14 protein-coding genes and 1 riboswitch are annotated in these 12217 nt (G+C 28.5%); of the genes, 8 read left to right on the plus strand and 6 right to left on the minus strand.

Annotated features, from left to right (window positions below; genetic code table 11):
* Both Q0V09_RS03550 and Q0V09_RS03555 read left to right on the plus strand, forming a co-directional pair.
* On the plus strand, positions 1 to 522 hold a 522-nt coding region (locus tag Q0V09_RS03550; RefSeq protein ID WP_297487197.1), incomplete at its 5' end, for an APC family permease.
* A gap of 58 nt (positions 523 to 580) precedes the next feature.
* A complete protein-coding gene (locus tag Q0V09_RS03555) occupies positions 581 to 1033 on the plus strand; it encodes an NlpC/P60 family protein (protein WP_297405073.1) in 453 nt (150 codons plus the stop codon).
* Between the two features lie 31 nt (positions 1034 to 1064).
* Here Q0V09_RS03555 and Q0V09_RS03560 read toward each other — a convergent pair whose 3' ends face one another.
* From Q0V09_RS03560 to Q0V09_RS03570, 3 genes are all read right to left on the minus strand, one after another.
* Positions 1065 to 1928: a DMT family transporter gene (locus Q0V09_RS03560; RefSeq protein WP_297405071.1), complete on the minus strand. Its 864-nt coding sequence runs from the start codon at positions 1926 to 1928 to the stop codon at positions 1065 to 1067.
* 77 nt (positions 1929 to 2005) lie between these two features.
* Positions 2006 to 3118 (minus strand): alanine dehydrogenase, encoded by a 1113-nt coding sequence (ald, locus tag Q0V09_RS03565; RefSeq protein ID WP_297487199.1) that lies wholly within the window; start codon positions 3116 to 3118, stop codon positions 2006 to 2008.
* Between the two features lie 121 nt (positions 3119 to 3239).
* Complete coding sequence (locus Q0V09_RS03570) at positions 3240 to 4676, minus strand: amino acid permease (protein ID WP_297405068.1); 1437 nt, start codon at positions 4674 to 4676, stop codon at positions 3240 to 3242.
* Between the two features lie 327 nt (positions 4677 to 5003).
* On the opposite strand from Q0V09_RS03570, the gene Q0V09_RS03575 reads away from it, so the two are divergent.
* A complete protein-coding gene (locus Q0V09_RS03575) occupies positions 5004 to 5426 on the plus strand; it encodes a hypothetical protein (protein WP_297405066.1) in 423 nt (140 codons plus the stop codon).
* A gap of 67 nt (positions 5427 to 5493) precedes the next feature.
* Here the strand turns inward: Q0V09_RS03575 and Q0V09_RS03580 are convergent, their stop codons facing one another.
* The 3 genes from Q0V09_RS03580 to Q0V09_RS03590 are packed head-to-tail and all read right to left on the minus strand — an operon-like array spanning position 5494 to position 7914.
* Entirely contained in the window at positions 5494 to 6666 is a 1173-nt protein-coding gene (locus Q0V09_RS03580; protein ID WP_297487201.1) for an iron-containing alcohol dehydrogenase, read from the minus strand.
* Positions 6666 to 7283 carry a peptide-methionine (R)-S-oxide reductase MsrB gene (gene msrB / locus Q0V09_RS03585; protein ID WP_297405063.1) on the minus strand — a complete coding sequence of 206 codons (618 nt, stop codon included), beginning with the start codon at positions 7281 to 7283 and terminating at the stop codon, positions 6666 to 6668. The genes Q0V09_RS03580 and msrB overlap by 1 nt, the downstream gene beginning before the upstream one ends.
* Before the next feature lie 19 nt (positions 7284 to 7302).
* A complete protein-coding gene (locus tag Q0V09_RS03590) occupies positions 7303 to 7914 on the minus strand; it encodes a Crp/Fnr family transcriptional regulator (RefSeq protein ID WP_297405062.1) in 612 nt (203 codons plus the stop codon).
* Positions 7915 to 8039: 125 nt separating this feature from the next.
* On the opposite strand from Q0V09_RS03590, the gene Q0V09_RS03595 reads away from it, so the two are divergent.
* The 5 genes from Q0V09_RS03595 to Q0V09_RS03615 form a co-directional block, all read left to right on the plus strand.
* Positions 8040 to 9353: a thymidine phosphorylase gene (locus Q0V09_RS03595; RefSeq protein ID WP_297405060.1), complete on the plus strand. Its 1314-nt coding sequence runs from the start codon at positions 8040 to 8042 to the stop codon at positions 9351 to 9353.
* A 30-nt stretch (positions 9354 to 9383) separates the two neighbouring features.
* The gene (deoC, locus tag Q0V09_RS03600; protein WP_297487203.1) at positions 9384 to 10049 is read left to right on the plus strand and encodes a deoxyribose-phosphate aldolase; all 666 of its coding nucleotides are present in this window, start codon (positions 9384 to 9386) and stop codon (positions 10047 to 10049) included.
* Positions 10050 to 10182: 133 nt separating this feature from the next.
* The gene (locus Q0V09_RS03605) at positions 10183 to 10674 is read left to right on the plus strand and encodes a DUF1456 family protein (protein WP_297487205.1); all 492 of its coding nucleotides are present in this window, start codon (positions 10183 to 10185) and stop codon (positions 10672 to 10674) included.
* Between the two features lie 47 nt (positions 10675 to 10721).
* Positions 10722 to 10794, plus strand: a riboswitch (Fluoride riboswitch).
* A gap of 57 nt (positions 10795 to 10851) precedes the next feature.
* Complete coding sequence (locus Q0V09_RS03610; protein WP_297487207.1) at positions 10852 to 11544, plus strand: hypothetical protein; 693 nt, start codon at positions 10852 to 10854, stop codon at positions 11542 to 11544.
* Between the two features lie 13 nt (positions 11545 to 11557).
* Positions 11558 to 12217: GGGtGRT protein (locus tag Q0V09_RS03615; protein WP_297487209.1), on the plus strand; the 660-nt coding region annotated here is incomplete at its 3' end.

Genomic DNA, 12217 nt, shown 5'->3' on the forward strand with positions numbered 1-12217 from the left:
TTATCTTCAGCACCTTTAGCAGATGCTGCAGGAAGAGTAATGGGTAAATTTGGAGTTGCTTTAATATCAGCAGGAACATTAATATCTATTGGTGGAATTAATATAGCAGCTTCTTTTATAACTCCAAGAAGTGGAGTTGCCTTAGCAGAGGATGGAATATTACCTAAAAAAATAGCTGAAAATGGTAGATTTGGAACACCAACTTATGCTATATTAATAACAGTTGTTTTAGCAATTTTAATTGCAATATCTGGAAGTTTTAGTAAATTAGCAGCAATTAGTGTAATTTCAAGATTTGTTCAATATTTACCAACTTGTTTAGCAATACCTGTATTAAGAAAGAAAAGACCTGATTTAGTAAGAACATTTAAAGTTCCATTTGGTCCTGTAATTCCAATATTTGCTATTATAGTTAGTTGTTGGTTATTATATAATTCAGATATGGAAAAAATATTAATTGGATTAGGTGGATTAGTATTAGGAGTACCAATTTATTTCTTTATGAAAAAATATTCAAAATAAATAAAAAAGCTGACGTAAAGTTGGCTTTTTTTATCAACTAATTTCTAGGAAGGTAAAAATGAAAAGATTAAATATACTGATTTTAATTATCCTTTGTCTTTTTACAGGATGTTCGTCAATGAAGATCACCCCAAAAGAAAACTCTTATAGACTATCTAAGATTAATAAATTTTATAAAGAATGGAAAGGTGTTAGATATAGATATGGAGGATATTCCAAACGTGGTGTAGATTGCTCAGGTATGGTGAAAATACTTAATAAAAAAGAATTTAATATAATTTTACCTAGAACAACAAAAGAAATGGTAAAAGTTGGTAAAAAAGTAAAAAATAAAAAAGATTGGGGTGCAGGAGATTTAATTTTCTTTAAAACTGGATGGGGAGTTAGACATGTTGGTGTATATATGGGGAATAATAAATTTATGCATGCATCAAGATCTAAAGGTGTTATGATTTCAACATTTAAAGGGTATTGGATTGGAAAATTTTGGCAAACTAGAAGAGTAATATAAAAAAGCGACAAATTTTGTCGCTTTTTTATATTTATATACTTTTACGAGTAGATAGATAATAATTAAAAATAGCTACTCCGATAATAATGCTACCACCAATCAAACTATAGAAATCTGGAATTTCATTCCACAGAAAGAATCCAATTATTGCAGAGAAAATAATACTTAAGTATTGATAGATAGAGACTTCACTTGCAAGTGCAAATTTATAGGCATAAGCCAATGAAACTTGACCAAGTGTAGCAAAAACTCCAGTAAGTATTAAATATAGTAATTGAATTCTATTAGGAATTACAAAACCTTGTAAAATCATGGGGATTGTAACTCCAATTGCAGAAATAGCTGAAAACCATAAGACTAAAGTTTCAGGTTTTTCAAAATTTCTTAAATATCTAACTAAAGTATAAGCTCCTCCGGCAAATATAGCTGAGGTAAAACCAGCAAGAGCTGGAATTATAGCAAAACTAAACTTAGGTTTTATAACTAATAATGCTCCTATTAAAACTAAAATAAGTATTGGTATCTGTCTTTTTTCAAATTTTTCCTTTAAAAATAAAGTAGCGAATAATGTTACAAAGAAAGGAGACAATTTATTTAAAAGAGCAGAATCAGCAAGATATAAATAATTGATAGAATAAAAATATAAGATGGCTCCACTTAGTCCAGCAATGGATCTAAATAGCATAAATAGTCGTCCTTTATTGCTATTACCAAAAAATTTGATATCTTTTCCTCTCATTGTAAATAAGAGAATCATTGTCCCAATTATATTTCTAAAAAAAAGTTTTTCAAAAGTAGAAATATCAGTTCCTACTAGTTTAACAGTAGAGCCCATTAAAGCCATTCCTAAAGCAGATAAACACATGCAAATAGTACCTTTTAATCTATCATTCATTAAATCACTCCTAGCCTTTTAATCCTTTCTATTTTATCACAGATCTTATTAAAAGTCTAATTAGAGTGAGTTTAAGATTATAATAAAGTTGATAGATCTTTAAATGGTAATTCAAAAGTTTGGGCAACTATTTCATATGTAATATTGTTATTATAAATATTAACTCCACCTTTTAATTCAGGATGGATTTTAATAGCTTCTTTTAATCCTAAATTAACTATTTTATCTAAATATTTAAAAGTTGAATTAGTTAAAGCATTTGTTGATGTTAATGCAAAAGCTCCTGGAATATTAGCAACACAGTAGTGTATAATTCCATCAACTACATATGTAGGATTTTCGTGTGTAGTAGGTCTAGATGTTTCAAAACACCCACCTTGGTCAATAGAAATATCAACAAGAACAGAACCCTTTTCCATAAGTTTTAAATCTTCTTTTGTAACAAGTTTAGGAGCTTTATCTCCAGGGATTAAAACAGTTCCAATAACTAAATCAGCATGTTTTAAACAATGTTGAATATTTGCTTTTGAAGAATATAAAGTTTCAACTTTATTATGGTATATATCGTTAACATAACGTAATTTCTCTAAATCAGTATCAAGGATTGTAACATCTGCTCCTACCCCATAAGCAATTTTTAAAGCACTTTGTCCAGCTACTCCAGCTCCAATAATAACTACTTTTCCTCTTCTAGTTCCAGCTACTCCACTAATAAATAATCCTTTTCCACCATTAGGATTAGATAGGAAACATAAACCAAAAGACATAGCAACTTTTCCAGCAATTTCAGACATAGGTGAAAGTAATGGTAGAGTTCTATTTGGCAATTGGATTGTTTCATAGGCAATACACGTTGCTCCGCTATTTAAAAGAGTTTCTGTAAGGTTTCTATCAGCAGCAAGGTGTAAGTATGTGTAAATAGTATGATGACTTTTTATTAATAATAATTCACTAGGTTGTGGTTCTTTAACTTTTACAATTAGAGTAGCTTTTTCATATACATCTTCAATTGTAGGAAGCATAGTTCCGCCAGCTTTAATATAGTCCTCATCTGAATAGCCAGATTTAGTACCAGCATTTTCTTGAACAAAAACAGTATGATTTTTTTGAGTAAGATCAAAAACATTAGCAGGTGTCAGTGCAATTCTAGCTTCACTATTCTTAATTTCTTTTGGTAAACCGATAAACATATAAAAAACCCCCATAATATATATTTTGAAACCTATTCAGATAATTCGTGAGGGATAAAAAAAATCCTTTAAAAATAAAAAAATGCGCAATTAACACAAGTATTAATGGCGCACTAGTATATTATTTGTTTGTTTTTTTAGCTATCATTGGGAAGATAAATCCAAGACCAATTAAAACTAATGGAGTTAATATATTTAATGTAATTTGGAAAAACCACTCTTTTGAGAATAAAGGGATATTTTTAGGAAAAACCCCCATAGAACATGCAAAAGCAGTAAAGGCGAAACACCAAACTCCAATAAATGTAGCTAATTTATCATTTTTAATAAATTTATAAGATGCATTAGCAGTTAATTTTCTATTTTTTAATAAACCTCTAAGCCCAATATATGCTAAGAATACCCAAAGATATCTAAGTGGCATAACAATAGAGTTTAAATCTAAAAGCCAGTTATAAAGACTATTCATATTTCCTATTCCAAAAGCAGGAACAATAATTAATATTCCAACTAAAATGGCAGTTAATTTATACCCATTTATAGGAGCATCAAATTCATTTGTTTTTGCAAATATCTTAGGAATATAATTTGCATCAGCATTTCCTATTAGTATTTTCAATGGAGCATCAATAGAGAACATAAGTCCTGAAAGTTGTCCAAGTGTATTTGCAACAGCGTATAAAATCATAAGAGAGTTTCCAACACCGTAGTAATCTCCAAGAATTTTAAAGGCATAATATTGTCCATTCATTTTTAAATCTACAGGAATATGAGCACTATCGAACATAATTCCCATTGCAAAAGATCCAAGTAAAGCAGACATTCCAACCATAATGGCAACAGCTAACATACCTTTTGGAAAGTTTTTAGATGGATTATCAATGTCTTTAACATATGGAGAGATTTTCTCACATCCACCAACAGCAAATATTAACATTGAAATTGTAGTAAAATACTTAAAATCAAATTTTGGTAGAAAAGTATGCATATTCCATGTTGTTGTTGCTGAATGTACATGTACTAAATGTGGAGCAGCAACAGTTAATAATATATATAAAATTCCCATAAAAAACATAGATGTTCCAGCCATAGCTCCTATTTTCTTAAGAGAATTAATTCCCTTTGATGATAACCACAAGAAAAATAAAAATATAACTAAAACAATACTTTGTAAAATTAATGGATTGAAACTTTTAATAGTATCTCCATTTTGAAAGAATACCCAACTTAATGCAACTAAAACATTTTGTGGTTTTTGTGCAAGATAAGGTATATGAACAACCCAATATGTCCAACCTGCAAAATAAGCAATCATAGGACCATAAGTTGAACCTATCCAACTAGAAACTCCACCAGATTCATTTTCAAAAATAGAACCCATTTCACCAACCATAAGAGTATACGGTAAGAAGTAAAGAGAAAGTATAAGTATCCATGATACTACAACAGTAAGACCTTGGTTTGCATAGTTGTTAACAACATTTCCAAATCCCCAAACAACAGTAAATCCCATCATTGCTAACATACGCCAGTTTAATTTTTTTGCTTTTAAATCCATTAAAATCTCCTTTATTTATAGTTAATTAATTCACATTTAACATAAAATAGGATACATTAATTACTGAAAAAAAGCAAATAAAATTTCATTTTTTTTAAAAAGTGATAAAATATTTTCACAAATTGAAAATAAAATAATTTTGAAAATCTTACATTAAATCATAAAAATTGAATTTTCCTTATTAATATGGTATTATTTATAGTAGAGAAGGATATAAATTTAAGTTAAGTTACTCAATAGAACTCTATTTAAAAATATCAAAATGTAAAGTTTCTCTTTTTTACCTTTTATTGAGAAAAGAAAAATAGATTTTGGAGGTAATATAATATGGCTGAAATTGTAGAATTGGAATTTAATGGTTATCGTAGAGAGATGGCTAAAGAGAAAACACCATTAAAATCATCAGGAGTTTTTTGTGTATATAGAGCATCTTATAATACAGAGAGAAATACAGTAAAACTTCAAGAAATAATATATATTGGAAATGCAAGCAATGTACAAGAGGAAATCAAAAATACAGAAATGGTAGAGGTTTGGACAAAACATTTAAGATTCGGAGAGGAGTTATGTTATTCCTATGCAGCAGTTGAGGATGATTTAAAAGAGAGAGTTGAGGCAGCTTTAATATATAAACATAAACCAGTTCTAAATGGAAATTATAAAAGAGATTTTCCTTTTGATGATATAGTTTTAAAATTATCAGGAAAAACAGCCTTATTATCAACAAAATTTCAAATAAAAAGAAGATAGACCCCTTAAATAAAGGGGTATTTTTATACCCCTAGTACATAAGACCTATAATTATTTAATATGAAACCTATAAAGAAATTTTATAAATTTCTAATATATCATTATAATCTAGTTGTTTCATTGCTCCAATTTTTCCTCTTCTAGTTACTATCTTTGCCATTTCTTCAAATTTTGAATTGTCTATTCCAACTTGAGATAAATGTTCTGGAATATTTAGTGAAGTAAAAAACTCTCTAGTTTTTAAGATTGCTTCTTTAGCAATATTCCAATTATCACCTTCGTTAATGTTCCAAACATTTTTTCCATAATCTACAAATCTATGAATATTAGAACTATCTAAAACATAATTCATCCAATGAGGAGTTAATATTCCTAAACCAACTCCATGAGTAATATCATACTTAGCACTCAATTCATGCTCCATTTGATGAGACACCCAATCAGTAGATTTTTTTCCTAAAGACGGAAGTCCATTTAAAGCAAGAGAACTAGTCCACATAATATTGGCTCTAGCTTCGTAATTATTTGGATCTTTATAAGCGATTGGTCCAAAGTGTATAATAGTCTTTAACATTCCCTCCATTAATCTAGATTGAAGATAGGCTTTGTTATCTGCTGAAAAATATTGTTCAAAAATATGACTCATAATATCTACAATTCCAGCAGCAGTTTGATATTGATTAACTGTCATAGTATATGTGGGATCAAGAATTGAAAATTTAGGTCTTAAAAGATAACTATTTATTCCCTGTTTTAAATTTTCTTCCATATTTGATATTACAGAGTTTCCATTCATTTCACTACCAGTTGCAGCAAGAGTTAAAACTGATGCTATAGAAAGTGTGTCAGTTATTAAATTAAATTTTTTATCCATGTATAAATCATTCCATACATCTCCTGAATATTTAGCTTGAACAGCAATTCCCTTGGCACAATCAATAGTACTACCTCCACCAACAGCTAATATAAGCTCTAAGTTTTCTTTTTTACAAAGTTCAGCGCCTTTTCTTACAGTTTCAATTCTTGGATTTGGATCGACTCCACTTAATTCAACAAAATATATATTTTCTTTATTTAATTGATCTATAACTCTATCATATAAGCCATTTTTTTTAATACTATTTTTACCATATAAAAGTAAAATTCTAGTTGCGTGTTTTTTTGTTTCTTTTCCTAAATTTTCAACTTGATTCATTCCAAATAAAATACGTGTTGGAATATCATAAATAAAGTTTTCCATTAATTGTTGTCCTCCTCAAAAAGATATAAATATTCTTCATATCCATCTTTTTTCATTTCGTTTTTAGGTATAAATTTTAAAGCTGATGAATTTAAGCAATAACGCTGTTCTGTTGGAAGTGGTCCATCATCAAAGACATGACCCAAGTGGGTCCCTGCAACTGCACTTCTAACTTCAGTTCTTGTTGTAAAAAGTTTTTTATCCTCTTTTGTGGTTATATGTTTTTGTGAAATAGGTTTATAAAAACTAGGCCATCCAGTTCCAGAGTGATATTTATGAGTAGAAGAAAAAAGAGGTTCTCCTGAAATAATATCAACATAAATTCCTTCTTCAGTATTATCCCAATACTCATTACAAAAAGGTCTTTCTGTTCCATCTTCTTGTGTTACTCTGTATTGTAAAGGGGTTAAATTCTCTTTTAAAATCTCTTTACTTGGAATTTTGTAATCTTTTTCTTTCCATGCATCTTTTGAAATTTTCATAGTTCTACCTTCCTTTTCATTTAAAATACAGTTTAATTGTATCTTATTTTTGTTATGTTTAAAATATATAATTTCACTTTTACTGTATAAAGTTATTGTACTGAGAGCAAATAAAAAAAAATAAATTTTTTTCATAGAACCTCCTCTTAATAAATTATTTTAAAAGTTTAATTGTATTTTTATCTTTTATTATAAAATTTTCTTTTGAATAAAAGGATATTATTCTAGTTAAATTTCTATAGCTGATATTTAATCTACTAGAAAGTTCATCGAGAGATTTAAAGGAAATTTCTCCTTCGTTGTCTTCTAAATATTTTATAAAAATTTCTTTAGAAGTTAGAGTACTCTTATAAAAAATAGCCCTATTTGTTTTTAATAGTTTTTGATTTCCTTCAATTGCTAAAAATTTCCAAAAGTTTATATTATTAAGTAAATACTCATTAATTGTATTAAATGATAGAGTGATAACTAAAACATCTGATTTAGCAATAACATCAAAAAGTGCTTCCTCTTTATTTATATATTCTATGTCTCCAAATATCTCAAGAGGTTCTAAAATATTTAAGCAAATTTGATTTCCATTATCTAAAATACAGGATACTTCAACAGTACCTTTAACAATAAAAAAAATATTGTTTGCTTCTTTATGAGATTCTAGAATGTATTTATCTTTATTATAGTGCTTTAGTAAAAGTTTTCCTCTAATTTCTTTTGTTAATATATTTTCTAAATTAAATTTCTTTATATATTCATCTATTAAATTCAATATATTTTCACCACCTTTTTAGGCCATATGTCCTATCTATTATATATAAATTTATATATCATGAAATTAGAGAAAAAGCTAGAAAAATATTTATTTTTATTAAAATAATGAAAGAGGTGGCGATTATGAGAGCTGTAGATATTATTCAAAAAAAGAGAGATAATATAGAGTTATCTTCAGAAGAAATGACTTTTTTATTAGGAGAATATTTAGCAGAAAGAGTACCAGATTATCAAATGTCATCATTTTTAATGGCTGTTTATTTTAATGATATGACTAAAGAGGAACTTAAAACTTTCACTGAATTAATGATGAATAGTGGAGAAGTTATAAAATTTCAAGGTATTAATAAATTTTTAATAGATAAACACTCTACAGGTGGAGTTGGAGATAAAACAACAATAGCATTAGCTGGACTATTTGCTGCTTTTGATATAGGAACAGCTAAACTTTCAGGAAGAGGATTGGGACATACTGGTGGAACTATAGACAAGTTTGAAGCTATAGATGGATTTGTATTTCCTGAAACAAGAGATGAATTAGTTAAAATGGTAAATTCTGTTGGAACTGGAATTATGGGATATTCAGATACAATAGTACCTTTAGATAAAAAAATATACTCTTTAAGAGATGTTACTGCAACAGTTTCAAGTATTCCTCTTATAGCAAGTTCAATTATGAGTAAAAAATTAGCTGTTTATGCAGATGGAATAATTTTAGATGTTAAAGTTGGTTCCGGAGCTTTTATGAAAAATATAGAAACAGCTAGAGAGCTTGCAAAAACAATGATTGATATTGGAGATTCATTTAATAGAAAAGTAGTAACTTTATTAACAGATATGGATCAGCCTCTTGGTTTTGCTGTTGGAAATTCCAATGAAATAATAGAAGCAATAGAAACATTAAAGGGACATGGACCTGAAGATTTTACTGAGTTAGTTGAAACAATAGTGGCAACAGCTCTCGAAATTAAAGGAGATGTAAAAACTTTGCAAGAGGGAAAAGAACAGGTTGCTAAAGCTATTAATAGTGGAAAAGCAATTGAATTTTTAAAAAACTTTATTAAAGCAGCTGGAGGGAATCCAAATCTAGTAGATGATTATTCATTATTACCAAAACACAGTGGAGAAATTGTATATAGAGCTAAAGAATCAGGTTGGATTTCAAAAATTGAAGCTGAAAATATAGGAAAAGCAGCTATGGTTTTAGGTGCAGGAAGAGCTACTAAAGATGATATAATTGATCATTCAGTAGGAATTCTTTTAACTAAAAAAGTTGGTGACTTTGTTGAAGAAGGAGATAGTCTTGCTATTTTACAACATAATAATAAGAATGTAGAATCAGCAATTAATTTTTTAGATAAAACATATACATTGTCTCAAGAAAAAGTATTAAAAAATAAAGTAATACTAGAAATTCACTCTAATATAGGGTTATAATATATAAAGAAATTTTTTTTAGGAGGAGTTATGGAATTAAATAAATATATTGATCATACAGTTTTAAAGGCTACAACAGAGCCAAAAGATATTATTCAATTATGTAAAGAGGCTAGAGAAAATAAATTTTTCTCTGTTTGTGTAAACGGATCATATGTAAAATTAGCATCTAAAGAGTTAGAAGGGACAGAAGTTAAAGTTTGTGCTGTAATTGGATTTCCTTTAGGAGCAATGTCTTCAGAAGCGAAGATATTTGAAGCTAAAAATTGTATTGAAAATGGAGCTAGAGAAATTGATATGGTTATTAATGTTGGAATGTTAAAAGCTGGTCAATTTGCTTATGTAAGAGATGAAATAGCTGAAATTAAAAAAGCTATTGGATCTAATGTTTTAAAAGTTATTATAGAAAATTGTTATTTAACAGATGAAGAAAAGAAAATAGCAACAAACTTATGTTTAGATGCAAAAGCTGATTTTGTAAAAACATCAACAGGATTTGGAACTGGTGGAGCTACTTTTGAAGATATTCAATTAATGAAATCAATTGTTGGAGATAAAGCTAAATTAAAAGCTGCAGGTGGAGTGAGAGATTTAGCAACAGCAGAGAAATACATATCTCTTGGAGCAAGTAGATTAGGGACAAGTTCAGGAGTTGAATTAATGACTACAGGAACAGCAGATCCTAATAAATATTAAAATTTAAAAGTTTTCTAAAGTCTTGTAAAGGCTCTGGAAAACTTTGTTTTTTTATTATAAAGTACAAAAAAATAGAAATAAACCAACAATTGTGTTATACTTATGAGTAAGATGAAAATATTAGGAGGATTAAATGACAAATAATGATGTATTAAGAAGAGTTAGATATGCATTAAGAATTAATGATAATGCAATGTTAAAAGTATTTACTTTAGGTGGATTAGAGGTTACTTTAGAGGAGTTAACTGCACTATTAAGCAAGCCAGAAATGGAAGAATTTAAAAATTGTAATAATAGAACACTAGATGCCTTTTTAACAGGATTAATAGTATATAAAAGAGGAGTATTAAAAGCAGCTCCTGGAAAAGAGTTAAAACCAGTTGTACCTTTAACAAATAGTGCACAAAATGTAAATAATCATATATTAAAGAAATTGAAAATAGCTTTAAACTTTAAAAGTGATGATATGTTAGATGCTTTTAAAACTGGTGGAGTAGTTATGTCTGAATCTGAATTAAGTGCAATTTTTAGAAAACCAGATCACAAAAACTTTAGAGAAGCTGGAGATAAGTATGTAAGAGTATTTATTAAAGGAATCACTGAGTTATTTAGAGGAGAAAAATAGAAATATCTTGATAAACAAATTAAAAAGTTATATAATCAATTTATAAAAGAATATTAGGGGATGAAGTTCCCCAAGGATATATCCTAAACTGCTTTTTAAGCTGATGACTTCTATACCTTTTAGGTGTGGAAGTGTCAGCTTTTTTTGTTTTAAAATAATTTAAAAAGGAGTATTTATATGAACTATTCAAGTGAAGTACAAAATATGTGTTTGGTTAAAAATGGATTTAGCCATGGTCCCTCTCCAATACCTGTAGAGGGAGAATGGGTAAGTTCTAAAAATATTATTGATATTTCAGGTTTAACTCATGGAATTGGTGGCTGTGCACCACAACAAGGAGCTTGTAAATTAACATTAAATGTTAAAAAAGGTATAATTCAAGAGGCTTTAATAGAAACAATTGGTTGTAGTGGAATGACTCATTCAGCAGCAATGGCAGCTGAAATTTTACCAGGAAAAACAATTTTAGAGGCCCTTAATACAGATTTAGTATGTGATTCTATAAATGTAGCTATGAAAGAGTTATTTTTACAAATAGTTTATGGTAGAACTCAAACTGCATTTTCAAAGAATGGATTGCCTATAGGTGCATCATTAGAAGATTTAGGTAAAGGAATGCAAAGTCAGGTAGGAACAACCTTTGGAACTAGTATTAAAGGTGGAAGATATTTAAATTTAGCTGAGGGATATATTACAAAAATGGCCCTTGATGAAGATAATGAAATTATTGGATATGAATTTGTTCATCTTGGTAAAATGATGGAGTTTATAAAAAAAGGTTTAACTGCTAATGATGCCCTTGAAAAATCTAAAGGAAATTATGGAAGATTTAATGAAGGGAAAACATTTATTGATCCAAGACATGAATAAATAGGAGGCTATAATGCAATTATTTGAAGGATATGATATTAGAATAGATAAAATAAACAAAACTTTAAATGGATTTGAAATAAAAGATTTAAATGAAGCTCAAAGTATTTGTGAGTATAGTGGGCTAGATATATTTAAGATAGTTAAAGAGATTCAACCTATCGCTTTTGAAAATGTTTGTTGGGCATATTTAGTAGGCGCAGCTATAGCAATAAAAATGCAAAAAAGAAGTGCAGAAGAAATTACTGAATATTTAGGTATTGGTCTTCAATCTTTTTGTATTGAAGGATCAGTTGCAGAGGAAAGAAAAGTAGGAATAGGACATGGAAGTTTAGCAAAAAAATTGTTAAATGACGAAACTAAATGTTTTGCCTTTTTAGCAGGACATGAATCATTTGCTGCAGCAGAAGGAGCTATAGGAATTGCTAAAAATGCAAACAAAGTGAGAAAAGAACCCTTAAGAGTAATTTTAAATGGACTTGGAAAGGATGCAGCAATGATTATATCAAGAATTAACGGATTTACATATTGCCAAACATCTTTTAATTACGAAACAAATGAACTGTCTATAATTAAAGAAAAAAGATACTCGTTAAAAGAAAGAGGAGAGATTAAATGTTTTGGGGCAAATGATGTAAGAGAAGGAGTTGCTATTATGCACTTTATGGGTGTT

This window comes from uncultured Cetobacterium sp. (assembly GCF_947039425.1).
In the GTDB taxonomy this organism is placed as follows: Bacteria; Fusobacteriota; Fusobacteriia; order Fusobacteriales; family Fusobacteriaceae; genus Cetobacterium_A.

Coding starts and splice junctions, on each gene's coding strand:
- Q0V09_RS03570 (WP_297405068.1), bottom strand. CDS start 4,676: ATGGATTTAAAAGCAAAAAAATTAAACTGGCGTATGTTAGCAATGATG.
- ald (WP_297487199.1), bottom strand. CDS start 3,118: ATGTTTATCGGTTTACCAAAAGAAATTAAGAATAGTGAAGCTAGAATT.
- Q0V09_RS03580 (WP_297487201.1), bottom strand. CDS start 6,666: ATGGAAAACTTTATTTATGATATTCCAACACGTATTTTATTTGGAATG.
- Q0V09_RS03595 (WP_297405060.1), top strand. CDS start 8,040: ATGAGAGCTGTAGATATTATTCAAAAAAAGAGAGATAATATAGAGTTA.
- Q0V09_RS03575 (WP_297405066.1), top strand. CDS start 5,004: ATGGCTGAAATTGTAGAATTGGAATTTAATGGTTATCGTAGAGAGATG.
- Q0V09_RS03605 (WP_297487205.1), top strand. CDS start 10,183: ATGACAAATAATGATGTATTAAGAAGAGTTAGATATGCATTAAGAATT.
- deoC (WP_297487203.1), top strand. CDS start 9,384: ATGGAATTAAATAAATATATTGATCATACAGTTTTAAAGGCTACAACA.
- Q0V09_RS03560 (WP_297405071.1), bottom strand. CDS start 1,928: ATGAATGATAGATTAAAAGGTACTATTTGCATGTGTTTATCTGCTTTA.
- msrB (WP_297405063.1), bottom strand. CDS start 7,283: ATGAAAAAAATTTATTTTTTTTTATTTGCTCTCAGTACAATAACTTTA.
- Q0V09_RS03555 (WP_297405073.1), top strand. CDS start 581: ATGAAAAGATTAAATATACTGATTTTAATTATCCTTTGTCTTTTTACA.
- Q0V09_RS03610 (WP_297487207.1), top strand. CDS start 10,852: ATGAACTATTCAAGTGAAGTACAAAATATGTGTTTGGTTAAAAATGGA.